General features: G+C 31.8%; 23 protein-coding genes and 1 riboswitch. Of the genes, 6 read left to right on the forward strand and 17 right to left on the reverse strand.

Annotation, left to right across the window (positions count from 1 at the left end):
* Positions 1 to 6: 6 nt before the first annotated feature.
* The 7 genes from IY230_RS06300 to pfkA all read right to left on the reverse strand — a co-directional run bounded on the left by IY230_RS06300 (position 7) and on the right by pfkA (position 8,794).
* A complete protein-coding gene (locus tag IY230_RS06300; RefSeq protein ID WP_196370775.1) occupies positions 7 to 1,146 on the reverse strand; it encodes a nucleotidyltransferase domain-containing protein in 1,140 nt (379 codons plus the stop codon).
* 17 nt (positions 1,147 to 1,163) lie between these two features.
* On the reverse strand, positions 1,164 to 3,020 hold the full coding sequence (locus IY230_RS06305) for a polysaccharide biosynthesis protein (RefSeq protein WP_196370777.1): 1,857 nt from the start codon (positions 3,018 to 3,020) through the stop codon (positions 1,164 to 1,166).
* A 118-nt stretch (positions 3,021 to 3,138) separates the two neighbouring features.
* On the reverse strand, positions 3,139 to 3,420 hold the full coding sequence (locus IY230_RS06310; protein ID WP_196370779.1) for a hypothetical protein: 282 nt from the start codon (positions 3,418 to 3,420) through the stop codon (positions 3,139 to 3,141).
* Between the two features lie 55 nt (positions 3,421 to 3,475).
* Positions 3,476 to 5,827, reverse strand: coding sequence for an ABC transporter ATP-binding protein/permease (locus IY230_RS06315; RefSeq protein WP_196370780.1), 2,352 nt, complete (start codon positions 5,825 to 5,827; stop codon positions 3,476 to 3,478).
* Between the two features lie 57 nt (positions 5,828 to 5,884).
* A complete protein-coding gene (locus tag IY230_RS06320; protein ID WP_196370782.1) occupies positions 5,885 to 6,370 on the reverse strand; it encodes a nucleoside deaminase in 486 nt (161 codons plus the stop codon).
* 85 nt (positions 6,371 to 6,455) lie between these two features.
* Positions 6,456 to 7,826 carry a pyruvate kinase gene (pyk, locus tag IY230_RS06325; protein ID WP_269059433.1) on the reverse strand — a complete coding sequence of 457 codons (1,371 nt, stop codon included), beginning with the start codon at positions 7,824 to 7,826 and terminating at the stop codon, positions 6,456 to 6,458.
* Positions 7,827 to 7,843: 17 nt separating this feature from the next.
* Positions 7,844 to 8,794: a 6-phosphofructokinase gene (gene pfkA, locus IY230_RS06330; protein WP_196370786.1), complete on the reverse strand. Its 951-nt coding sequence runs from the start codon at positions 8,792 to 8,794 to the stop codon at positions 7,844 to 7,846.
* Between the two features lie 273 nt (positions 8,795 to 9,067).
* Here pfkA and IY230_RS06335 point away from each other — a divergent pair, with 273 nt between their 5' ends.
* The 3 genes from IY230_RS06335 (at position 9,068) to IY230_RS06345 (ending at position 13,293) form a co-directional block, all read left to right on the forward strand.
* Positions 9,068 to 10,312 carry a 6-phosphofructokinase gene (locus IY230_RS06335; protein WP_196370788.1) on the forward strand — a complete coding sequence of 415 codons (1,245 nt, stop codon included), beginning with the start codon at positions 9,068 to 9,070 and terminating at the stop codon, positions 10,310 to 10,312.
* A gap of 119 nt (positions 10,313 to 10,431) precedes the next feature.
* Positions 10,432 to 11,769, forward strand: a complete 1,338-nt coding sequence (gene gdhA / locus IY230_RS06340) for an NADP-specific glutamate dehydrogenase (RefSeq protein ID WP_196370790.1) — start codon at positions 10,432 to 10,434, stop codon at positions 11,767 to 11,769.
* A gap of 93 nt (positions 11,770 to 11,862) precedes the next feature.
* Complete coding sequence (locus IY230_RS06345) at positions 11,863 to 13,293, forward strand: O-antigen ligase family protein (RefSeq protein WP_196370792.1); 1,431 nt, start codon at positions 11,863 to 11,865, stop codon at positions 13,291 to 13,293.
* 47 nt (positions 13,294 to 13,340) lie between these two features.
* Here the strand turns inward: IY230_RS06345 and ald are convergent, their stop codons facing one another.
* The 6 genes from ald to IY230_RS06375 all read right to left on the reverse strand — a co-directional run bounded on the left by ald (position 13,341) and on the right by IY230_RS06375 (position 18,596).
* Entirely contained in the window at positions 13,341 to 14,447 is a 1,107-nt protein-coding gene (gene ald, locus IY230_RS06350) for an alanine dehydrogenase (RefSeq protein WP_196370794.1), read from the reverse strand.
* Between the two features lie 20 nt (positions 14,448 to 14,467).
* Complete coding sequence (locus IY230_RS06355; RefSeq protein ID WP_196370796.1) at positions 14,468 to 15,466, reverse strand: oxidoreductase; 999 nt, start codon at positions 15,464 to 15,466, stop codon at positions 14,468 to 14,470.
* 131 nt (positions 15,467 to 15,597) lie between these two features.
* Positions 15,598 to 15,700: riboswitch (purine riboswitch) on the reverse strand.
* 74 nt (positions 15,701 to 15,774) lie between these two features.
* A complete protein-coding gene (locus tag IY230_RS06360; protein WP_196370797.1) occupies positions 15,775 to 16,140 on the reverse strand; it encodes a Fur family transcriptional regulator in 366 nt (121 codons plus the stop codon).
* Entirely contained in the window at positions 16,141 to 16,956 is an 816-nt protein-coding gene (locus IY230_RS06365) for a metal ABC transporter permease (protein ID WP_196370799.1), read from the reverse strand.
* Positions 16,949 to 17,644, reverse strand: a complete 696-nt coding sequence (locus IY230_RS06370) for a metal ABC transporter ATP-binding protein (protein ID WP_196370801.1) — start codon at positions 17,642 to 17,644, stop codon at positions 16,949 to 16,951. Before IY230_RS06370 ends, IY230_RS06365 begins: the two co-directional genes overlap by 8 nt.
* 4 nt (positions 17,645 to 17,648) lie before the next feature.
* Complete coding sequence (locus IY230_RS06375) at positions 17,649 to 18,596, reverse strand: metal ABC transporter substrate-binding protein (protein ID WP_196370803.1); 948 nt, start codon at positions 18,594 to 18,596, stop codon at positions 17,649 to 17,651.
* A 91-nt stretch (positions 18,597 to 18,687) separates the two neighbouring features.
* On the opposite strand from IY230_RS06375, the gene IY230_RS06380 reads away from it, so the two are divergent.
* Positions 18,688 to 19,155, forward strand: a complete 468-nt coding sequence (locus IY230_RS06380) for a methylated-DNA--[protein]-cysteine S-methyltransferase (RefSeq protein ID WP_196370805.1) — start codon at positions 18,688 to 18,690, stop codon at positions 19,153 to 19,155.
* Positions 19,152 to 20,030: a GNAT family N-acetyltransferase gene (locus IY230_RS06385; RefSeq protein ID WP_196370807.1), complete on the forward strand. Its 879-nt coding sequence runs from the start codon at positions 19,152 to 19,154 to the stop codon at positions 20,028 to 20,030. The genes IY230_RS06380 and IY230_RS06385 overlap by 4 nt, the downstream gene beginning before the upstream one ends.
* A 44-nt stretch (positions 20,031 to 20,074) precedes the next feature.
* On the opposite strand, the gene IY230_RS06390 is transcribed toward IY230_RS06385, so the two are convergent.
* The 4 genes from IY230_RS06390 to ribD all read right to left on the reverse strand — a co-directional run bounded on the left by IY230_RS06390 (position 20,075) and on the right by ribD (position 24,026).
* Positions 20,075 to 21,658: an ABC-F family ATP-binding cassette domain-containing protein gene (locus IY230_RS06390; protein WP_196370809.1), complete on the reverse strand. Its 1,584-nt coding sequence runs from the start codon at positions 21,656 to 21,658 to the stop codon at positions 20,075 to 20,077.
* A gap of 79 nt (positions 21,659 to 21,737) precedes the next feature.
* Positions 21,738 to 22,427, reverse strand: coding sequence for an LrgB family protein (locus IY230_RS06395; protein WP_196370811.1), 690 nt, complete (start codon positions 22,425 to 22,427; stop codon positions 21,738 to 21,740).
* Complete coding sequence (locus IY230_RS06400; RefSeq protein ID WP_196370812.1) at positions 22,420 to 22,764, reverse strand: CidA/LrgA family protein; 345 nt, start codon at positions 22,762 to 22,764, stop codon at positions 22,420 to 22,422. The genes IY230_RS06395 and IY230_RS06400 overlap by 8 nt, the downstream gene beginning before the upstream one ends.
* 188 nt (positions 22,765 to 22,952) lie before the next feature.
* A complete protein-coding gene (gene ribD / locus IY230_RS06405; RefSeq protein WP_196370813.1) occupies positions 22,953 to 24,026 on the reverse strand; it encodes a bifunctional diaminohydroxyphosphoribosylaminopyrimidine deaminase/5-amino-6-(5-phosphoribosylamino)uracil reductase RibD in 1,074 nt (357 codons plus the stop codon).
* Positions 24,027 to 24,352: 326 nt separating this feature from the next.
* Between ribD and IY230_RS06800 the strand changes: the two genes are divergently transcribed.
* Entirely contained in the window at positions 24,353 to 24,448 is a 96-nt protein-coding gene (locus tag IY230_RS06800) for a hypothetical protein (protein ID WP_374978447.1), read from the forward strand.

Here is a 24,448-nt window from a genome sequence, read left to right on the forward strand (position 1 = left end):
AAAATATTAAATACCTAAATAATCATAAACACCCTTGACACTATCTACTTCAGCATCATTAGATATAGATTTTAATCTCTTCTTAGTATTTTTAACTTTAAAGACTTGTTTTAGTATTCTAACAAACCACGCCCATGGTAGAAGCCATGGGTGTTTCTTTAAGTAAGGATAAGACTCTTTGATTCTGTCTTTATATGGGAAGACTTCACTCAAAAAAAATCCTAATTTAGATTTTTTTAATCTTGTTTGTTCATGAGTTCTTTTAGTCAGATACATATCATGTTTTAAGCCTTTACCGTGTATACCACTAAATCTAATATAATCTATAATTACTAAATCAAGTTCACTCGGCTTAACTTCATTTAAAAATATTTGGTTTAAATGTTTTACTTTGGTGTTAAATTTATCTAGATTATTTTCGATTAAATAGTTATTTAATAACGTTTCATCTATCAGGTTTTTCTTATTTTCATAAAAGACATACATATCTAGTAAGCTTCTAATACCAACACCTGAAGTTCTTATATGTCTTATAAGATGTGTAAGTAAGTATACATACTCAAACTCAGGTTTTAGTCCATAAGTAAACTGATCTAATTGGGTTGTATGTAGCCATACATCTTTTAAAAAGGCCTCATTTTCATATTCATTACTGGAAATGATACTTTGATGCAACTCAACATCAATACCTTCTATGGATTCAAAACCATGGTGATGAGAAGTTGCGCTTACATATTTAAACTTATTTTGTTTTAAAGCATCTTGTGCTTTTTTAAAATCTTGTTTTAAAACTAAAACATCTATATCACCCATACCACGCATATAGCTTTCAGGATATAACATTTTTAAGTGTGATCCTTTTAAAAATATATGTTTAATTTTGTGTTCATTAAAGATAGTCTTAATTTGATCTATTAGATTCATTTGTTGGATATCTTTAGATACAAAAGCACCAAATGCATCTAATAGCATTTGGTGGTATTTGGGCACCTTAAAACTAGACTTGTCCATAGATTGAAACAGTAGTCCTACTAAACCATTTTCAATTATGTTTCTTGTTAGTTCCAGTTCATTATCACACTCAAATGTAATCTTATTGTGTTTAAAACTGGAAGCAATCAAGCTAAAAAGGATTTTATCTGTCAATTTTTTAAAAGTTGTCCTTATATAGTGTTTTGTTTATAACTCTTTACAATGTTAGAGACTTTCAATTTTACTTCTTCATTTTCTAGGCTATCTAGATTATTTAGCAAATCATCTACTAGTTTCATTTCTAGATCATTACCATTACCATTTTCAATGAAGATTAATTTGTTTTCTGTTTTATGAATGTTTGGATCATTTGTATCAAGTAAAAGTTCTTCATATAGTTTTTCACCTGGACGAAGTCCAACTACTTCAATTTTGATATCTTCATCTACTCGGTATCCTGCTAAGCGGATCATCTTTTCAGCAAACTCATAAATTTTAACTGGTTCACCCATATCTAAAATAAATAATTCACCATTTTTAGCAAATGCACCACACTGTAAAATAAGTGAAACGGATTCTGGAATGGTCATAAAATATCTTGTGATTTCTTTATGCGTAACCGTTACAGGACCACCATCTTCTATTTGCTTTTTAAATAATGGAATTACAGAACCATTAGAACCTAGCACATTACCAAATCTAACCGCTGTAAAGCTTGTTTTACTCATCTTTTGCTCATTCATGATAATGAGTTCAGCAAAACGTTTTGAAGCGCCCATAATGTTGGTAGAACGTACCGCTTTATCACTACTTACTAAGACGAATTTCTTAACGCCATACTTTGTTGATAACTTGGCAGTATTTAATGTCCCTAGCACGTTTGTTCTAATAGATTCAACTGCACTATCTTCCATTAATGGCACATGCTTGTAAGCTGCTGCATGAAATACAATCGTTGGTTTAAATTCCTTAAATATTTCTTCTAATCTCACTTTATTATAAACACTTCCAATACGTACATCTAATTTAGGATAATGTTTATTTTTATCTTTATATACTTTACGATTTAATTCCATTTGAATTTCATAGGCATTATTTTCATAAATGTCCAAGATGATAAGTTGTTTAGGTTTTAAATCAAATATTTGACGTGATAATTCACTACCAATTGATCCACCACCACCGGTGACTAAAACTATTTCATCCTTAATAAAATCACTAATACCTTGATTATCTAAATTAATCACAGGTCGATTCAGTAGGTCTTCAATTTTCAAATCAACCAATGCAGTTTCACTGGATTTAACATCTTCAATTAAATTTAACTTTTTAACTCGAATATGTTTTTCAACTAATTTATTGACCAATACATGATATTGATGTTTTGGTAATTCCTTAATAGCAAGTATCACTTCTTGTATGCCTATTTTGTCAATTACTTTATCCAGGTCATCTAATGTACCAACGACACTTACACCCATAATTTGTTTACCGAGCTTTTCTGGATTGTCATCTAAAAAGGCGACCGGTATATTGGTAAGTTTATCGTTTTTAACCATTTCTTTTAAAGCCATTTCACCAGCAGAACCCGCACCAATAATTAAGGTTTTATCACCAACGTTTTTTAATGTTTTAACCCTATAATTAACAACTTCCATCGATCTTCTTAAAATTCTAGGAAATAAAATACCAGTGACTTCAATAAATGTTACTAACACAAAGGCACGTTCATCAATAAACGGGCGATTGATAAATAGCGTAATAAGCAGTAAAAGTAAATTAGAACCTGTTACAACAAGTACAATTCTAAAAAAGTCTTCAAACGATGCATGACGTGACATAATTTTATAAATGCCTAGTAAGGCAAATAATAAAAGCTTTCCAGGTATGATAAAAATAAGCGCTAACCAAAGTGCCTTATGACTATATGGAAAAGTTGTTCCATCCCCAAAATAGATCCATATGGTCAAATAGTAAGATAAAATGATTGTTGCAATATCATATACAACATACTTATATACTCTTAAATATTCTTTAAATTTTTTCATTTTGTTTATACTAGCCTCATTTTTACTCTTATTAAAACATATTAACTAATAAAAGTATATCATAAATCCTAAATTTTATAGAACTTATTGTTCATCTAATCCCCTTACTAAATGAACCTTATGCTTTGACCTCAATAATAATATGCCCTAGATAAAACTCTTCTCCGATATATATTTTAACTTTATATTGTCCTGGTGTTTCTGGTAGTATTGGTTGAACTTCTTCCCCACCATTAATAAGTAAAGTGTTTTCTAATCCATAAGCCAAACCATCTAACTTTAATTCACCAGAAGCCTCAGACTCTCCAATGATATAATAAGTATTTTGTATTTGATCATCTAACGTGAACAGCCCCTTGTCAAGTAGACACGGTAAATAATATAAAATTATAACATACATACTAAAAAATCGTATCGAAAAACCACTTTTTAATTAAGTTTAAATCATAATTTAATCAAATTGATTTTAAAGCTTCTATCGGATCTTTGTTTGAAGCAATATATGCAGGTATAAAACCAATCATTAATGATAACAATATATTGCCTAATAAAAGATAAAAAGCCATTAAATAATCTATAACTATCAATTGTTGAACCCTTAAAGCACCCTCAAAAACTGTGTTAAATGTTGGTAACATAACATATAATAATAAAAGACCAAATAACCCACTGACAAATCCAATAACAAAAGATTCGGAACTAAACACTCTGAATATATCTTTTTTCCTTGCACCTATACTTCTTAATATCCCTATTTCGGGAGTTCTTTGTAAGACAGATATATAAGATAATATCGAAAGCAATGAAATAGATATAAATAGTGCAATAACTGCAATAATAACTAATACAACATTAATAGATGAAAGTGTACTATCTACAAGTCTAGTATCCACCGTATTATCCTGATTAAGTAGTATGTAATCTTTACGATCTAAATTTTGATTATATGCTTCTAGATACGTTCTAATTTGTTCTTTAGAAATGCCATCTTTTTGATAAATAAGCACTCTAGAAGGATCTTGTTCTACGCCCAATGTTCTAAGTAATACAATCGCTTCATCTAAAGTTATTTCAAGTCCCGTTAAAACAGAATATAAAACTGTATCATTTACTAAATGATCATCTATAATTTGTTGTTGTTTAATGACAATATCAGATATTTTGGTTTCATTTAATATAAAACGATTTACTGCAGATGTATAGCGTATACCTTGATATTGTGGAATAGCTGCGTTTTGTTTTCTGCGTATAACCCCTACAATTTTAAGCGTTATAATTAAATCATCTTCATAAATTGATGCATTACTTTTCTTATGATATCGTTGTGTGTCTATATGCTCTTCATATATCATGCCACTATGCGCAATCTTAATATCTAAACCAAGTAGTTCTGAAAAAGTAATTTGTTTTTCATAATCACTTCCATCAAAACCTAATCTGTTTAACATGTTATCAGGTAATTGATTTCTGTCACTAATAACTAGCACTGCTTCAGCAACGCGATCCATAGAGACTGTATTACTAGGTAATCTGCCATAAAGTACATCAAATATCTGTGTCATATATGCATGATCTTCATAAGGTATTTCACCAATATCGGCAGTGTTTGATAAACTATAGTTAACGATTTTTATTTCATCTGCTTCAGTTTTACGTAGAAAAGTAGGATATGTTATATCATAGTAAAATTTAATATCATGATATAGGTTTTGATCCATGTTTTCTAGATATGCTAAATACTCCGGTGTAATAACATTTGTAACTTCTTCAAAAATTCTAGGTGGCGATGTTTGTTGAGAAGTAATGTATAACTGATTATGAGGAAACAGTTGTGGACGAGGGATAGCAGGATTATCCGGATCTGGAAATGCTTCAATAACTGTTTTATTTTCTATAATAACTGGCGTATTCGTGTTTGACGTAAGTTGTACGATCTGAACATATTTGGAAAAACCCATCGAGATACCAATTACTAAACCAATACCAACAATACCTATGCCCCCAGCAACGGCAGACATTACAGTTTTACCAACTTTTTTAATCAAATTAAAAAAACTGAGTTTTAAAGCAGTTATATAATTCATATATGTTTTTGAATGAACATCCTTTAAAACCAGTGGTTTATTTGAATCCTTTAATAGGATATCCTCAGTGATTCGTCCATCCAGTAAACGGATGATCCTATCACTATAAATGTTGGCTAATTCACTGTTATGTGTCACCATGATAACCAAACGATCCTTAGACAATGCTTTAAGTAATTCTAGTATTTGTATACTTGTCTCGGTATCTAATGCACCAGTTGGTTCATCTGCTAATATTATATTCGGATCATTTACAAGTGCTCTAGCAATCGCAACCCTTTGAACTTGACCATTAGAGAGTTGTTTTGGCTTCTTATTTAGTTTGGATTTTAATCCTACTTTAATCAGAGCTTCTCTAGCCTTTTTTCTTCTTTCTTTACTCCCTATGCCACTTAGTGAAAGTGCAAGTTCAACATTCGCTAATACCGATATATGTTCTATTAAGTTATAACTTTGAAAAACAAAGCCAACTTGATGGTTTCTATAACTATCCCAAGCATCTTCCTTAAAATGACTTGTAGATAAACCGTTAATAAAAACTTCCCCTTTATTAAACCTAGTTAATCCACCAAGTATATTTAATAATGTTGTTTTACCACAACCAGATGGACCAAGTATTGAAACAAACTGAGCTTTATCAAACATTATATTTAACTGATTTAATGCAAGTACATCTTCATCACCAGTATTGTATACTTTACTCACTTCTTTAAGCATCAACATAGTCAATATCCCCCTACTCTACTTGAATATGTATTATGTCATTATTATATCAAAGTTTTACTCAACATTATCTTTATAGTAATCAACATGTAATTGCTTGATTATTTTTGAGAGTTCATCAACCGGTCCTTCAATTATTGTATCTGTTATAACATCTTCTATTTTCAATGTTTTAACACGACCTGTTTTAACACCTAGCTCACTTAACCAAGTAGTTAGTTGTTTAGAACTTGATGCATAAACAATACGCCCTAACATTGCCCATCCGTGTGCTGCAGCACACATTGGACAATGTTCACCAGAGGTATACACAGTTGCAGACTTTCTATCTTCTAAATCTAAGTTTTGCATTGCCCATTTAGCAATTTCAAATTCCGGGTGTCTTGTATGATCACCATCTTTGACATGGTTGTGGTCTTCAAAAAGTATCTGCCCATCTTGACCTACTAAAACCGAACCAAATGGTTGATCACCATTATCAAGTGCAATTTTAGCAAGTTCTACCGCCCTTTTTAAATACTTTAAATCCTTATTTGTTATCATATATGCCGCCTAAAATATCTCTACACCCCCATTAATGAGAAATAAAGCACATCAAATTTGATGTGCTTATTTATTCATGTTTTTTTTATTTAATTTCTAATAATTTTGTTGAACTATTAGTTACTTCTAATACAAAGTCACCTTCAACTAAACCTAATTTATCTAAGAACTTAGATGCTTCATCTTTACTTAATACTGGGTATACACCAAAGTGTAGTGCTAATGCTCTAGCTTCTTTAGCAGTTTTTACAACAGCAATGTTAATTGCTTGTGTATGGTAAGCTGCAAAAGATTTAGCTACTTCAACACCATTTGTTATAACAACATCTACTTCATACTCTAATACTAATTTAGCAGCTGATTGAGCGATTGCATCAATATTTGAATCTCCCATGAAGTAACCATCTAAGAACACTTCATAGTCTAATGTTGATTCGGCTTTTGAATCAATACTTGCCATTTTCTTAACTGATTCAATAGGGTAATCACCAGCAGCTGATTCACCACTTAACATAGTTGCAGAAGTTCCTTCTCTAACTGCGTTAAATACGTCAGATACTTCAGCTCTTGTTGGGCGTGGGTTTTTTTGCATAGATTCAAGCATTTGAGTAGCAACGATAACCGTTTTACCTAATTCTAAACATTTGTCGATCATTTCTGATTGATACATTGGTACTAATTCACCTTCAACTTCGATACCTAAGTCTCCACGTGCAACCATGATACCATCAACAACATCTAAAATGTCATCTAGGTTATCCATACCTTCTTGGTTTTCAATCTTAGCAATAATTTGAACGTCTTTACCACCGTTGTTATCTAAGATATCGCGAACAGCTTGTGCATCTTCACCACGTCTTACAAAACTAGCAGCAACAAAGTCATATCCCATAGTTGCAGCAAATTTAATATCGCTTGCATCTTTTTCTGAAATGAAAGGCATATTTAGAACAACACCTGGTACGTTTACACCACGTCTTGATTTCACTGTATGTGTATTTAATGCTTTAGTTACTAATTCGTTATTTTTTGTATCTTTTTCGATAACTTCTAATGTTAGGTAACCATCATCAACAGTAACAAATTCTCCAACTTTCATATCGTCAAATAACCCTGGATATGAAACAGAGAATTTCTCTTTGTTTCCTAATACTGGTGTAAATGCGATTCTAACGATTGAATCTTTTTGGATTTCTACTTTACCATCAAATTCGTGTGTACGAATTTCTGGTCCTTTAGTATCAAGTAAGTAAGCAACATTTGTGCCTAACTCCTCGTTAATAGATTGAATCGTTTTTAAACGCTTCCCGTGTTCTTCATAGTCTCCGTGTGAAAAGTTAAAGCGTGCTACGTTCATACCAGCTTTAACAAGTTGTGTCATAACTGCCTTATCTTCTGATGCAGGCCCTAATGTACAAACAATTTTTGTTTTTCTCATATATTTTTTACCTTTCATATATTCTATTTTTGTTATTATCTTAATTTCTTAATGAGATCATATAGTTCAACGCGTTCTTTTGGATGGTTGATGATATCAGATAATGGTGATGTTACTAGTTTATCATCTTTTATACCAACACATTGTCCACTTACACCTTTTGTAAGCATATCGACTGCAAATGCACCCATACGTGATGCTAAGATACGGTCTTCAGCAATTGGTGTGCCACCTCTTTGGATGTAACCAAGTACGGTTGCACGTGAACTAAATCCAGATTTAATTGAGATTTCAGCAGCAAGTTTATGCACATCAAATTGTTGTTCAGTTACAACGATGATGGCATGACGTCTACCTTCTTCATTATGTTTTTTTAATGTTGAAATTAACTTATCTTTATTAATTGGGTTTTCTGGTGTAATAATGAACTCAGCACCACCACAGATTCCTGCATATAATGCTAAGTCCCCTGATGTTCTACCCATAACTTCAATAATACTACAACGTCTATGTGACGATGATGTATCTCTTAGTTTATCAATTGCTTCTACAATTGTATTTAATGCAGTATGGAATCCGATTGTATAATCTGTTCCATAAACGTCATTATCAATTGTTCCAGGAATAGCTATGGTTTGGAATTCTAGTTCATGGAGTGCTTGTGCACCTCTATAACTACCATCACCACCAATAACGATTAAAGCATCAATACCGCGATTACGTAGATTATCGATTGCTACCATTTGAACCGGTATTTCTTTAAACTCAGATACTCTTGCAGTACCAAGTTTTGTACCACCAATGCTCAACATACCTGAAACATCTTTGGCAGATAGAGGGATAAAACGATCTTCTAAAAGACCTCTGTAACCATCCATAATACCAAACATCTCATGACCTTCTGCAATACCTGCACGCACAATTGCACGAATTGCTGCGTTCATTCCAGGTGCATCGCCGCCAGAAGTTAAAACTGCTATCTTCATATGTCACACCTCCTTATACGCCGTTACATATTATATCATGTTTTACTTAAGAAAATGTGCAAAATCATGAATATTTCTTCCAATGAATAAATAATTCTAAATTAATGGGAATCTTGAGTCTGTTTTGCAACAATTTACAAGAATTAAACACTTTCTTAGGACAAATGTTGCAATAATTGAACATTTAACGCTTAAGTGTTTGCAATATAGGGTATTCTTTGATAAACTTATTAGTGGAATTTTACTAATAAATAATAAAAAGGACGGTATACTATGAAAAAATTAGTTGGTGCTGCGCTACTAGGACAATCTGGAGGTCCAACCTCAGTGATTAACGCCTCAGCTGCAGGTGTATTTTTAGAGAGTTTAAAGCATGATGAGATTACAGAAATCTATGGTGCTCAACACGGTATTAAAGGTATCTTAGATGAAAACTTCTACGATATTAGAAAAGAAGATGTTGAAGAACTAGAAAGATTAAAATATACACCCTCATCTGCAATTGGTTCTGTAAGATATAAATTAAAAGACTACAAAAAAGATCCAACAGACTACAATAAATTATTAGAAATCTTTAAAAAATATAACATTCGTTATTTCTTCTATAATGGTGGAAATGACTCAATGGATACATGTTTAAAAATTTCTAAATTTATGAAAACAGCTGGTTGGGAAATGCGCGTTGTTGGCGTACCTAAAACAATTGACAACGACTTAGCAGGTATCGACCACTCACCAGGATATGGTTCAGCAGCTAAATATGTTGCAACTTCTATCATGGAATTATACTTAGATGCTACAGTTTATAACACACAACAATTCATTATTGTTGAAGTTATGGGAAGAAATGCAGGTTGGTTAACAGCTGCTGCTGCACTTGCTTCAGTTGGTGGTGTTAAACCAGACTTAATGTACTTACCAGAAACTCCATTTGATATGGACAAATTCTACAACCAAGTAGGTGACTTACTAAAAACTGGTAAATCAGTATTTGTAGTTGTATCAGAAGGTATTAAAACTGCTGAAGGTAAATACATCCCTGAATATGAAACAGAAATCGCTCGTGACGCATTCGGACATGCGAACTTAGGTGGTACTGCAAGTGTACTTGCAAACCACGTAGGTGAAAAATTCGGTGTTAAAACTCGTGCTATTGAATTTTCATTATTACAAAGATCAGCTGCTCACATTGCATCTCAAACAGATATCAATGAAGCATTCAAAGTTGGACAAATTGCTGTTAAAAAAGCAATCAATGGTACAACAAACAAATTTGTAGGTATCCAAAGAGTTCCTGGGGATAAATACAAAGTGAAGTATCCTCTACTTCCATTAAAGATTGTTGCTAACGCAGAACGTAAAGTACCACTAGAGTGGATCTTACCTGATGGAAAAGGTTTAACTCAAGACTTTATTGATTATGCATTACCATTAATCCAAGGTGAAACTAAATTAGAAAAAGTAAACGGGTTACCTCGTTTTGCTAAATTAAATAAAATTTTAGCACCTAAAAAATAAGTTTTAGACTAAAGAAGTTTAGCCATTATGGTTAGGCTTCTTTCTTTTTAGACGCTTATAAACTCTTTTTATTTGATATTTGATACAATAGATATAACGATAAAGGAGCTAACTCATTTATGATGCATGAACACTTAATATCTATTTATAATGAATTACACAAAAAATATAGTTATCAAACTGAATACCTTCAATCTGTTTATGAATTCTTCGAATCCATTTCAGATGTTATTGGAGAGGATCCAAGAATCATTGAAACAAATATTATCCGTAACATTGTAGAGCCAGATCGTATCATCACCTTTAAAGTACCATGGGAAGATGATAAAGGTGCTAGACACGTTAATACCGGTTACCGAGTACAGTTTAACCAAGCACTAGGACCTTATAAAGGTGGTATTCGGTTTACACCCAAAGTTAATGAATCCATCTTAAAGTTCTTAGGGTTTGAACAAACCTTTAAAAACAGTTTAACGGGTATACCTTTAGGCGGGGCTAAAGGTGGAGCTGATTTTGATCCAAAACATAAAAGTGATGCAGAACTACTGAGGTTTTGTAGATCCTACATGATGGAGCTACATAAATTTTTAGGTCCTAACATGGATATTCCAGCTGGAGACTTAGGTGTTTCTCAAAAGACCGTTGGATATATGTTTGGTATGTATAAACGTTTAACTCAAAAACATGAAGGTGTATTTACTGGTAAGGGCACTAAATATGGTGGTTCACTTGCTAGAACAGAGGCTACAGGTTACGGGTTAATCTACATGGTACTTGCTGCATTAAAAACATATTTTAATACCGACTTAAAAGACAAAGTCGTTATTATATCAGGTAGTGGTAATGTTGCTTTACATACAGGCTACAAAGCACAAGCAATGGGTGCTAAAGTGGTTGCTATGTCTTCTATTGATGGTGTGATACACCATGAAACTGGTATTGATGTATCTTACTTAGAATATATTAAAGAGAATAATTTATCGATTAAGGATTATACTTTACGGTATCCATCTGCTATTTTTGCTGAAAACCCTAAACGTATCTGGGAAATTAACTGTGACATTGCACTACCTTGTGCAACAGAGAATGAATTAGATATTGAGGATGCTAAAAAGTTAGTATCAAACGGTATTATGCTACTTGCAGAAGGTGCAAATATGCCAACCACTTTAGATGCCACTCATTATTTTATGGATAACAACATTCTATTCATGCCAGGTAAAGCTTGTAATGCAGGTGGGGTATCCGTCAGTGGACTTGAGATGCAGCAAAATGCATTACATACTTATTGGGATTTTGATACAGTTGATCAAAAACTACAAACCATAATGAATCGTATTTTCAGTGACATGTATGAGACAGCAAAAAGCTATGGCGATGATAAAAATTTAGTTAAGGGTGCTAATATTTTATCCTTCAAACGTATTTATCAAGCTATGCTTGAACAAGGTTTATAAAATGAAGCATAATCTTATGTTACTTACGACTTAAGATTCTGATTTTTATGTTATAATTTTTATTACTGAATAAAATTTAAATGAGGTACACACTTGAAAGAAAAAATTGAAAAACAATTAGGTGGACGTATATTCCCAATCTTAATGATAGCTATATCATTTATGATTTGGTCTTACAGATATTTCATACCTACAGAACACTTAATAGTGGTCTCCTTTTTTAGTTTATTTTTGTTAAGTGTTCCATTTTTTCTAATATCATTTTTTTATAAAAATACTATATATACCTTACCAATTATATTTGGTATGGTATTTTCTTTAGGTATCCAAAATATAAATTTAGACACCTTTGATTTAGCTTTCATCGGATTTTTAAATATTGGTTTAATCATTATAGGTATGATTGTTCATGTGATTAAGTTTAAAACAAATTTTAAACTTAAAACACTAGGTGCTTCTATGATTATCGTATCTATTAGTTTTATCTTACCAGAATTTTCAAAACCCTTTATTCCTGTAGGTTTTATGTTATCTTTATTAGGTGTACTATATTTAATTATTTACTTATATTATGCTAATACCATTGAAGGTAATCAATTACACTATTTAATGCGTATCTTTATGCTAACAGGCCTTATGTTAACATTCCAGATAATCTTAATGTGGTATGATGGTTTTCTAGCTTGGGAAGGTACTGACTTCACATTAGATTTTATGAACATGTTTAATCTTGGTACAGGAAGTGTACCAGGTTGGGGTAATATGAATGATTTAACCATCCACTTGGTATTATTTTCTGCAAGTGTTATCTATTACTTATATAAATACCCTACCAAACTATTTCCTTGGTTATATCTAACTTTCTCTGCTTTTTGGATCTATGTGTCTAATGCCAGAGGTTCTATGGTTACAGTCTCAGTCCTTGGTGTAGGTACGGTTATTTATGCAGTATTTAAACGTAATAAGAGACAACTTATTAACTTATTAGTTACTGCAGTAATTTGTGGAATTATCCTTCTAGTATTTTTACCTACTGTACAACAAATATGGGACTCCTTCTTTGGAACTATTGATTTTGATAATCCAGACTCCATGTTAAGTGGCAGGCTCACCCTTTGGTTCTTCCATGAAGACTCTGCTTGGTTATCCTTCTTAAAACACCCCATAGTAGGTACCGGATGGTATAACCAAATATGGATACTAGGTGAAGCACAAAACCGTATTACTATTTACCATTCAACCTTTTTCCAAGTACTTGCAACCGGTGGTGTTGTAGGCATTGGAGCGCTTATTTATCAATTTGTTTGTATCGGCCGTATCTTTATAAAAAATATTCGCTTTAAGGCCGTTTCTGCATTCTTACTAACTTATGTATTAAGTCAACTTCATGGCTTACTTGATAATACTCAGTACATGATCCACTTTTCTGTAATCACATATATTACCTTTGCGGTATTTGATAATTTAGGTAATGAAGATGACTTTGTACCAAAAGAACTTCAAGTTACTAAAAATATCTCATAATAAGACATAAAAAACCGTGTAGACTCAATGTGTCTACACGGTTTTATTTATCTTAAGGATTCAAATGTTATAAATTCTTTATGAAAACTTTCTGCTACATCTTTTTGAGTGATGTATCCTTTATAGGTATTGAGTCCTTCATTGATTGAAGGATTTTCTTCTACTGATTTTTCTAAACCCTTATTTGCAATCTCTAGCCCGAGCTTTAAAGTTGCATTGTTTAGTGCAATTGTTGATGTTCTAGGCACGATACCCGGTATATTTGCTACACAGTAGTGTGTAATACCTGAAAATCTAAAGACCGGTTCTTTATGTGTGGTTGGTCTACTGACCTCAGTTGAACCACCTTGATCAATTGCAATATCCACAATCACCGCACCTTTCTTCATTTCTTTGTAATATGCTTTTTTAATAATCTTAGGCGCCTTTTTACCTGGTAATAAGACACTTGAAACAACCAAATCTGCATCTTTTAAAGAAGCAACAATATTTTCTTCATTTGAAATAAGTGTTGTTAATTTAGGATACATTTGTTTTAAATCATTTAATCTTTGTTCATTAATATCTAATATGGTAACATCACTACCTAATCCGTAAGCATTTTGAAGTGCTGCAGTACCTGCAACACCAGCACCTATGATGGTCACCTTTGCAGGATTTACGCCTGTTACACCAGAAATTAATAACCCATTTCCACCATTGTTTTTATATAGAAATCTAGCACCTTCTAAAACAGATAGTCTACCTGCAACCTCACTCATAGGTTTTAATAATGGGAGCCCTGTTTCATCACGTACTGTTTCATATGCAATTGCTGATACGCGTTTTTTTAGTAATGTTTTTAATAAAGGCTCATCTGCTGCTAGGTGCAGATAAGTATAAATTATTTGACCGGTTCTAATGAGTGGATACTCACTACGTACCGGTTCTTTAACCTTAATAATCATTTTTGACTTACGCCAAACTTCTTTTGCACTCTCTATAATTAGAGCACCTCTTTTTTTATATGCTGCATCGCTAAAACCTGAGGTTTTACCTGCACCACTTTCAACTAAAACAGTATGACCTGCTTTAACATAAGCTCTAACAGCATCCGGTGTTAACCCGACTCTATCTTCGCTATCCTTTACTTCTCTAACTAATCCAATAATCATGTGTTTTACTCCTTTATAATTTATTCGGATATAAGACCCCTGGCTCTTGTATATTGTTTAGGTAATAATTGGTCATCTAAGTTTAATATAAAATATGGTTCTTTTAATAATTTACGGCCAAAATACGCCATATCCATTGTCCCATCTAAAATCGCGCCTTCTGCAAGATAAGGATCATTAATTTGCCCACCACCTATCGTTATTAGGCCTGTTTCTTCTTTAATAATCTTTGCATAAGGTAGCTGGTATCCTGGATAGTCTTTAACAGGTGATGGTAGAATACCACCACTTGATACATTTACGATATCAATTTTATCTTTAAACCTATTTAAAATACTTGCCCAATCATAAGGGGTCATTCCTAGATCATGGTATTCATACCCTGAAACTCTAATTTGAAGTATCTTTTCTTTTGGAAAACAAAGTAATACTTCATCAATAATTTCTTTTAAGAATAAAGTGCCATCTTTATATTTATCTATTCTTTGATTGGTGACATCAGATATAAATTGTGCAATTAAATACCCATGTGCACCGTGAAGTTCAATACTATCAAAGCCTGCCTCATGTGCACGACGTGCGGCCTTTCCAAATGCTTTAACTATTTCCTTAATACCTGCTTCATCTAACATTTTTGGGGTTAAATACTTATCTGAAAAAGGTACGTTTGTACTAGATACAATATTGTCTGTACGAGACTTTCTACCTGCATGGGATAATTGAACTCCAATTTTTGCGCCATACTTATGGACTTCATCAACAATTTTCTTTAGTGGTTCTATATGCTTATCATCCCATAAACCTAAATCCTCATAACTAATACGCCCATTAGGTAGTACCGCAGTAGACTCAAGCATAATATAACCTACACCGCCGATTGCTCTTGTAACATAATGTACATAGTGAAAATCAGTAGCTACTCCATCTTGTTTTTCTACAGAATACATACACATAGGACTCATCATCACTCGGTTTTTAAACTCTGTGTGTTTAACCTTAATTGGTTCTAATAATTTCATATTTAACCTCCGTTTACTACTATTTTAACACTTAAAATATCATTACATTGTCTAAATAACTTAAAATCCTATACCTCAGTAATTGAAATCCACCGTCTTTAGCGGTGGATTGAATGTTTATTTTAATTCATTTTAAGAAGGAGTATGTACGTAGTCTTAGTTTATCGGAACTAAGGTAGAAACTTAACTACCGAATATTAGTTAATTATACGGTACATAAGATACATGTTGAAATTATAACCTATTCACACTAAATTGTAAAGCCTATTGTTTTATAATAACTTCGATTGTCAAAACTTCACACAATCTTATCCTTGACAGTTTTTACATATACCGTAAAGATTTAAATCGTGATGTTGAACTTCAAATCCGTAAGTTTCTTTAATCTCTTTAATTAAACCATCGATATGACAATCAAACTCATATTTCTTATGACAAATCTCACACACCATGAAATGGTGGTGTTCCGCTTCATTTAAATAATAATATGCAGTATTATCTAAGTAATTTCTAGAAACAAGTGCATCTTGATGAAATATTTCCAATGTTCTATAAATCGTAGACAAATTAAGTTTTTCTCCACCTAAGGTGTTATAGATGTCATCAGCGCTTTGAGGCTTTTTAGCCCTTTTTAAGGTGTCATACACCATTTGTCGTTTAGTTGTTAACTTCATTTAAATAGCCCTCCTAAAAATGACTTTTTTAATCAGAAATAATACAAGAAACACAAGTGTATATAATAAGACGATTACACTACCTGCAGGTTGTTTCATAATGTGTGCTAGGATTAGTCCTATGCTAATTACTAATATTGACACCACACTTCCAATAATTAGAAGATCTGGAAATCTTTTAGCAAACAAATTAGATATTACAACAGGAAATATCAGCAAACTTGTTATAAGTAAAACCCCAATACTACGTACGCCAATCACTACAAAGACACCAGTTAATGCTGCAAAAATGTAGTTATATACATTAACTTTAATACCACTAAATTTCGCATGTTCATAATCAAAGGTAATACTAATGAGCTTTCTATAGCTAAATACAATAAATAATGTTGTTAACGTAAGTAAAGAAAGTGTTAAATACAGATCTACCTCACTTCTAAACCATAAGTTACCGGATATTAAACTTTCTAAGTCTATACTTGAATTTGTGTATCTAATTAAGATTAAACCAATTGCAAAACCCACACTAGAAACAATACCGATTGCACTATCTGCATGGATTTTTGTATACCTAATAAGCCATCTAATAAATATAGATGCTACAACAACAATCGGTATTGCTATATAAAATGGGTTATCGATAAAAAAGATACCTACAACAAGTGCTGCAAAACTCACATGACTTAATCCATCAGCTATTAAACTTTGGTCATTTAATACAACAAAAGGACTTAATAAACTAGCAGTAAGACCGAGTAGTAAGACGATCATGATACCATATTTTAAGATATTTAAGGTCATTAATAAATCAGTCATGATGGTGGCCCTCGTGTTCAAATTTGTTGTAGTCAATGTATGTACCAAAAAATTTAATTTCTTGGTCCACATACATGACTAAACTATTTTCTAATATGACATCCGTTAAATCGTGTGTAATATGAATAATTGTTAAATTATTATTCCGTCTAATGTCTTTAATAAGTTCATAAAAATATTCTCTAAAGTTAGGATCAAGCGCGCTGGCAGGCTCATCTAATATAAGTACTTCTGGATTAGAGATTAAACTCCTTATTAAGTAAACACGTTGTAGCTGACCACCTGATAAGTGACTTACTTTTTCATTTAAAAGTGATTTATCTAACTTCATTTTGATTAACCAATCTAAAATAAGCGCTTTATCTGTTTTAGAAATGATTAAACTTTGTTTAGTAAAGCCTGTATAAATAAACTCTAATACTGTTAAAGGAATATTTCTTTTGATTGTTAATTTTTGAGGTACATAGCCCATTTTTAAATCTTGCATAATAATTTCGCCATGTTTTGGTTTAATTTGATGAATTAAACTTTTAATTAAGGTCGTTTTACCTGCACCATTTGGTCCAACGATATTTAAAAAATCTTTTTGGTGCACGGTAAAACTTGCATGCTTAACCACGTCCAAATAGCCATAAGAAAGTGTGACATCTTTATATTCAATTAAACATTTTGAACAATCAGGTTTCATAGTTTTAACTTTCCATTTCTAAGTGTTTAATATTTCTTCCAATTAATTCATAATAACCAATATCATTTTTGTAATCTTCTTTAGATATTTTATGGAAGGTGTGTAATTCAAGTATTTTTATATTAGGTATTTGAGCCCTTATATAATTGAGTGTTGTTGGATCTGGTGCTTCTTCCGTATATATGGTTGTAACACCATTATTTTTTAAAGCACTTACAAACGCTAGTACTTGTGCACTGGTTGCCTCAGTATTAGGTGATACATTTTCATCTAAAGCAATAATGTTTAAATTAAATGCTTTACTAAATCCATTTAATGCATTATGTCCAATAAAATAGACATCTAAGGGTGCTAATTGTTCTCTCATATCATGATATGGTGTAATGAGATTAATAAGTTTATCATGATAATCATGCGCATTTAGATCAAAAATTTGTTTTAATTCTGGATAAAGTTCACCTAAGTAGTCACTTAAATTTTGAACAATTGTTGCTACATAAAATGGATTAGATATAAAATCAAATCCATGATCATGATCATCATGATTATCTTCATCACCATGATCAGTTTCTGATTCATGGTCATGCCAAGTTTCTTCTTCGTGTGTAACCTCTAAATCAAGCAGCACTTCAAAAGATGTATAAGTACCTTTACCAAGAACATTTGATACCTTATCATCAGATACTAACCAAGGGGATGAATTAATCGATATATAGATAAATACGCCTGATTTCTTTAAGTCTACTAAATCACTACTACTTGGTTCATAAGTGTGATAGTCCATATGAATGGGTTGTAAGGTTTTAATGGTAAGTTCATCACCTGTAACTTGTTTGACAATATCATATGTGAAGTAGTCTGAAACTACAATATCATATGTATATGATGAGCCACAAGCATGTAAAATAAATAAAGGTGATAAAATAAAAAGTGTAACAAATAGTTTTTTCATAATGAATTTCCTCTTTTGCGAATCATTTGCAAAAGTATTATAGCACACTAATTCAACTTTGCAAACGATTTGCAAAAGAAAGGTGTAGAAAATGTTGTATTATGATTTTATAAATTATCGTGATTGGACTTTCATCATTAAAGTCACCAAATTCGGTTTAAAATCTATTGATATCTATACAAATGAAGATCTTTCGAATTTGTCTATGAATCAACAATTGACCCATCCTTATATTAAAATACTAAAAGACTATTTCAATGGTATACCTATACCTAAAGATATTAAACTTGATTTACAAGGTACGTCATTTGAAAGATTAGTATGGCATAAACTTATGGAAATACCTTACGGTAAGACGCTATCCTATAAAGATATTGCCGAAGGTATTTCAAAACCAAAAGCATTCCAAGCAGTTGGTAATGCTGTTGGTAGTAATCCTTTATTAATTGTCATACCCTGTCATAGAGTTATTAAAGCTGATGGCAAATTAGGTGGATTCTCATCAGATATCCAATTAAAAATAGATTTATTAAATAAAGAAAGGGCAACATATTTATGAAAAAACTTTATGATTTTTATCTAAGCCAAGTGAAACATACTCATTATGTTGAACTTAATTTTGAAGCGTTTGGTGATATGCTTACAAAATTAGAATACATTGTACACCGAGTAGATAATGAAATTAATGGTCTACTCATCTACAGTGTAGATGAGTTTGTAGATATTAATTTAGTTATTGGTGAGACATCTAGCTATAAGCCTTTAATTCAAGCATTAATTGCTAAGACCACTAAAGATATACGTATTCACTATCATAAACCATATCACTTAGCATGGTATGCTAAGGAACATATGGTTCACCCAAATGAACAAGGGGTTGTTTATGATAGTAAGTTACATAAAACCTACCTTGAGTTAGGTTTTAAAGAAACTTCTATCCAAGAAACCTACTTTTTAGATTTAAAACAATTCAAGTTGGATAAATCCATTAGTGAGAAATTAGAATCTCTTAATTATCAAGGTTATGATGTAACTCTTTATAATCCACTTAAACATACTGGTATGGATAAGTTTTTAACAAGACTTCAAAGTGAATCATTTAGAAATGCTATTATCGCTAATTTATCTAAAAGACGACCTGATCCACTCCTAATTGTCATAAAGGATAATGAGGTAATGGGCTTTTCAGGACCACTGCTCATAGCTGATGATTTTAGAGGCATATTTTCTGGTATAGAAATTGTAGATGAAGTACGTGGTCTTGGACTTGGTAAAATTCTTTTTCAAAAACTTTGTCAAACCCTTAAACAAATGGGTGCTAAGTATATGACACTTTTTACAGGAAATAAAAACGCTGCTAAATATATTTATTTAAGTGCAGGATTTGAAATCGTTCAAAAGTTTGCACTTATGGTGTATGAAAGAAAGTCTTAAAAAAAAATAGGTGAAATCATGACTTTATGATTTCACCTAATTTATTATCTGTTTTCTAAGTATGTTTCATAATCGACGATATGTTCAACGAACTTACCGTGTTCATCAATTTCAAATAAGCGTGTAGCCGTTGTTGAAACTAATTGATGATCTTGTGTTGTAAATAATAATACACCTTTAAATTCTTGTAAGCCTTTATTAAGTGCTGTAATAGATTCCATATCTAAGTGGTTCGTTGGTTCATCAAGGATAAGTGTATTCTTTTCTTCAATCATAAGTCTAGACATTAAGAGTCTTACACGTTCTCCACCACTTAATACATTAATTTTCTTTAAAGCGTCTTCGCCACTAAATAGCATACGACCCAAGAAGCCTCTTACATACGTATTTTCTTTATTTTTAGAATAATCTGTTAACCAGTCAACCATGATGGTTGGCTTTTTAAATTCAAAGTTGTTATCTTTTCTAAAATAACCTTTAATAACTGTCTCTCCCCACTTAAATGAACCAGAATCTGGTGTATCTACTTCATTTAAAATATTAAATAAGACAGTTGCTGCTTTATCATTTAAACCAATAAACGCTACCTTATCTGTTTTACCTAATGTAAATGTTACATTATCTAAGACTTTCACACCATCAATGGTTTTAGTTAGGTTTTCTACCTTTAAGATATCATCACCTAAGGATTTTTCGTACTTAAAGTTAATATATGGATATCTTCTTGTACTTGGTCTAATTTCAGTAAGTTCAATTTTTTCTAATGCTTTCTTTCTTGATGTTGCTTGTTTAGATTTAGAAGCATTCGCGCTAAAGCGAGAAATAAAGTCTTGTAATTCTTTAATTTTTTCTTCACTCTTTTTGTTTTGTTCTTTAGCTTGTCTTAACATTAATTGACTAGACTCATACCAAAAATCATAGTTACCAGCATAAAGAGTTACTTGTTTATAGTCAATATCTGCAATGTGTGTACACACTTTGTTTAAGAAGTATCTATCATGAGATACAACGATAACAGTATTTTCAAAGTCCATTAAAAAGTTTTCTAACCATAACACAGCTTTAGTATCTAAGTGGTTGGTTGGTTCATCTAGTAATAAAACATCTGGTTGATCAAATAAACTTTGAGCGAGTAATACTTTAACCTTATCATTACTTGATAAGTCTTTCATAAGTTCATAATGTTTTTCTACTTCAATACCTAATCCAGTGAGTAAAATAGCTGCATCAGACTCGGCATTCCAACCGTTCATATCATCAAATAAACTTTCTAGTTCTCCAGCTTTAATACCGTCTTCTTCACTAAAATCAGGTTTGGCATAGATTTCATTTTTTTCTATCATGATTTGGTATAATTTTTTATTACCTTGAATGACTGTATCAATTACAGTAAAATCATCATATTTAAATTGATCTTGCTCTAAAAAAGACAATCTTTGATTTTGGTCCATTGTAATGGTACCTCTTGTAGTAGGTAACTTACCAGCCAATATTTTTAGTAATGTTGATTTACCAGCACCATTAGCGCCAATTACACCATAACAATTACCTTTAGTGAATTTTAAATTGACATCTTCAAATAAGATATCTTTACCGATTTGATACGTAACATTTGACACATTTAACATAATAAAAAAACCTCCAACATGATAAACCTTACATATCATATCACAAGTGGAGGTTTTATTCTATTTATATGTTATATTTTTATACAATCCATGTTAATATTTGATAAATCAGTGGTGCAGCAATCACAGTTAAGAGCCCTGTAATGATTAAGGAAAGAGTTGCAACGGATGCATCAAGATCACTATATTCAATCGCTTTGGTTGTACCTACTGCATGCGATGCAGCACCTAAGGATAAACCACGTGCAATTGGGGATGTAATTTTAAATAATTTAAAGATAGGTGGTGCAATTAAAATACCTAACACACCTGTTAACACAACAATAACAACCGTTAAGTTTTTAATACCGCCTAGGCTTTCAGATACTGCCATAGCAATCGGTGTAGTTACTGACTTAGGTATCATGGTTGCAATCATTTCATCTGTCGTATGTAGGATAAATACAATACCTGCAATGGTTAATGCATGTACGATAACACCTACAATTAAAACACTAATAATGGTCTTCCAATGTTTCTTTAAAATCGGTAGTTTTTCATATAAAGGAAGTGCGAGCGAAACTGTTGCAGGTCCTATGAAAAACGAAATCATTTTAGTACCTTCTTGATACGTGTCATAGTTAATGTTTGTTACACATAAAAATATAACTATAAATGTAGAGGTGAGTAATAAAGGGTTTAGTAAAGAGATTTTAAATCTATCTTGAAGATAATAAAACCCTACATAAATACCAATGGTTAAACCAACAGTCCAAAGTATATCATTCATGTTTGATACCTCTTTGTGCTAGTAGTGCGGTGACGATTAAAGTAATGGTTGTAGAAATAATTAATACTAAAACTAGTTCTACCCAATGAAGACTAATTAAATCAAAGTATTCCATTAAGCCCACCGCAAGTGGAACAAATAGAAACGCCATATATTTTTGAAGAAAACACGCTACTTCTTTAATGTGATCCGCCTTTATAAGTTTCAATAAAAGTGCTAAAAAAAGTAAGATTAATCCAATTAAACTACCTGGAAAACTAAATGGTAGATAATAGGAAATAAGTTCTCCTAGTAACGTAAATACGATTAAAATAAATAGCTGAAATAAAATCTTCATGTGTGGTCCTTATAAGTTATTTTTCGATGCGTCACTATTATACGATATTTCAAAGTTGGTTGCATCAAATCCTATAATGAAAATCAAATTATGTAAATTTGTTTCACTTTTCTTACATTTCGATACATTTCATGTATATGTATACCTAATAAAAAGGACGAACATGATGTATGTTCGTCCAAAGATGTTTATTTAAGATAACCTTCAATTAAGATGTCCTCATCAAATTGTGTATAAGTAACATCTTTTAATACATGGGCATCTTTCATTAAAGATACACCTTCTCCACTTATTGGAGTAAGTGCATTTTTTCCACCTATGATTTTAGGTGCTATAAATGCATAAACTTTATTCACTAAATTAGCTTCTAAGAAACTCGCATGCGTATATGCACCACCCTCAATGAAGATACTATCTATTTTTGCTTCACCTAGAATCGTCATAAGCTTATCTAAATTAATGGTTGGCATTTGAATGATTTTAACACCCAGATCCACATAGCTTTGATCATATGTTTCAGAGACTATCCAAGTTGGTTGGGTTTTAGCTGTTTTTACAACATAAGCACTCTTTGGTGTTTGTAGTTTTGGGTCTAAGATTATTCTTACTGGGTTTTTAGATTTCTTACTTCTTCTAACATCGAGTTTTGCATCATCTTTAATGATTGTGTTCACACCAACAAGTATTGCACTATATTTATTTCTTAAATCATGAACGTATTTTCTTGATTTTTCATTAGTTATCCATTTAGAATCAAAATCTTTAGTTGCTAATTTACCATCTAGAGTCATCGCATACTTCATAGCTACAAAAGGTCTTTTAGTTGTAATGTAATGAAAGAATATATCATTTACTTTTAAACCTAGGTCATCTAAGATACCATAATGCACCTTTATGCCTGCATCTTCTAGTACTTTAACGCCTTGTTTATAGACAAGTGGATTTGGATCTAAGTTTGCAATATAAACTTCTTTAATGCCTTTTTCGATTAGCTTAAACGCACATGGTGGTTGTTTACCATGGTGACTACATGGTTCTAGTGTTACAAACATCGTTGCACCAGCAACATCTTCTGTAGCATTTTGGATTGCATCCACTTCAGCGTGTACTTGACCAAATGCTTTATGATATCCTTTGCCGATGACTTTACCATTTTTAATAATAACAGCACCTACGAGCGGGTTTGGATTCACAAATCCTTCGCCTTTTATTGCTAAATTAAACGCTTGTTTTATGTATTTCGTCTGTAATTTTAAGTCCATATATCTTACCTTCTTTACTCTATTTATAAGAGAAATTTATATGTTCTATTTTACCTTTATAATAAATAGAAGTATAGACATTTACTTTTATTTATCGATGTGTGCTACCTTATTGTATGAGTTTTAGTAGTGCTTCAACAAAAGTTTTAGCATCTCCTACAAATCCGTAGTCAGCTATGTCAAATATTGGGGCTTTTGGATTATTGTTTATTGCAACTATATATTTTGACTTTGTAATACCCGTTGTAAACTGAACTGCACCATGTACACCTAGTGTTATTAATAGTTTAGGTACTACTCCCGAGACCTTATCTCGTCAATTTACAATATTAAAAAAAGACGGTGTCATTACACAGTCATCTAAAAATTATGTAAAGATTCATGGTTTAAGTCATGATGATATTACATGTGAGATTTGTTAA

The organism is Acholeplasma laidlawii, from assembly GCF_015709225.1.
In the GTDB taxonomy this organism is placed as follows: domain Bacteria; phylum Bacillota_I; class Bacilli_A; order Acholeplasmatales; family Acholeplasmataceae; genus Acholeplasma; species Acholeplasma laidlawii_A.

What these genes read in the sequence shown, in the direction of transcription:
- IY230_RS06305 (WP_196370777.1), bottom strand. Translation starts at nt 3,020, where the DNA reads ATGAAAAAATTTAAAGAATATTTAAGAGTATATAAGTATGTTGTATAT.
- IY230_RS06310 (WP_196370779.1), bottom strand. Translation starts at nt 3,420, where the DNA reads ATGTATGTTATAATTTTATATTATTTACCGTGTCTACTTGACAAGGGG.
- IY230_RS06315 (WP_196370780.1), bottom strand. Translation starts at nt 5,827, where the DNA reads ATGTTGATGCTTAAAGAAGTGAGTAAAGTATACAATACTGGTGATGAA.
- IY230_RS06320 (WP_196370782.1), bottom strand. Translation starts at nt 6,370, where the DNA reads ATGATAACAAATAAGGATTTAAAGTATTTAAAAAGGGCGGTAGAACTT.
- pyk (WP_269059433.1), bottom strand. Translation starts at nt 7,826, where the DNA reads ATGAAAGGTAAAAAATATATGAGAAAAACAAAAATTGTTTGTACATTA.
- pfkA (WP_196370786.1), bottom strand. Translation starts at nt 8,794, where the DNA reads ATGAAGATAGCAGTTTTAACTTCTGGCGGCGATGCACCTGGAATGAAC.
- IY230_RS06335 (WP_196370788.1), top strand. Translation starts at nt 9,068, where the DNA reads ATGAAAAAATTAGTTGGTGCTGCGCTACTAGGACAATCTGGAGGTCCA.
- gdhA (WP_196370790.1), top strand. Translation starts at nt 10,432, where the DNA reads ATGATGCATGAACACTTAATATCTATTTATAATGAATTACACAAAAAA.
- ald (WP_196370794.1), bottom strand. Translation starts at nt 14,447, where the DNA reads ATGATTATTGGATTAGTTAGAGAAGTAAAGGATAGCGAAGATAGAGTC.
- IY230_RS06355 (WP_196370796.1), bottom strand. Translation starts at nt 15,466, where the DNA reads ATGAAATTATTAGAACCAATTAAGGTTAAACACACAGAGTTTAAAAAC.
- IY230_RS06360 (WP_196370797.1), bottom strand. Translation starts at nt 16,140, where the DNA reads ATGAAGTTAACAACTAAACGACAAATGGTGTATGACACCTTAAAAAGG.
- IY230_RS06365 (WP_196370799.1), bottom strand. Translation starts at nt 16,956, where the DNA reads ATGACTGATTTATTAATGACCTTAAATATCTTAAAATATGGTATCATG.
- IY230_RS06370 (WP_196370801.1), bottom strand. Translation starts at nt 17,644, where the DNA reads ATGAAACCTGATTGTTCAAAATGTTTAATTGAATATAAAGATGTCACA.
- IY230_RS06375 (WP_196370803.1), bottom strand. Translation starts at nt 18,596, where the DNA reads ATGAAAAAACTATTTGTTACACTTTTTATTTTATCACCTTTATTTATT.
- IY230_RS06380 (WP_196370805.1), top strand. Translation starts at nt 18,688, where the DNA reads ATGTTGTATTATGATTTTATAAATTATCGTGATTGGACTTTCATCATT.
- IY230_RS06385 (WP_196370807.1), top strand. Translation starts at nt 19,152, where the DNA reads ATGAAAAAACTTTATGATTTTTATCTAAGCCAAGTGAAACATACTCAT.
- IY230_RS06390 (WP_196370809.1), bottom strand. Translation starts at nt 21,658, where the DNA reads ATGTTAAATGTGTCAAATGTTACGTATCAAATCGGTAAAGATATCTTA.
- IY230_RS06395 (WP_196370811.1), bottom strand. Translation starts at nt 22,427, where the DNA reads ATGAATGATATACTTTGGACTGTTGGTTTAACCATTGGTATTTATGTA.
- IY230_RS06400 (WP_196370812.1), bottom strand. Translation starts at nt 22,764, where the DNA reads ATGAAGATTTTATTTCAGCTATTTATTTTAATCGTATTTACGTTACTA.
- ribD (WP_196370813.1), bottom strand. Translation starts at nt 24,026, where the DNA reads ATGGACTTAAAATTACAGACGAAATACATAAAACAAGCGTTTAATTTA.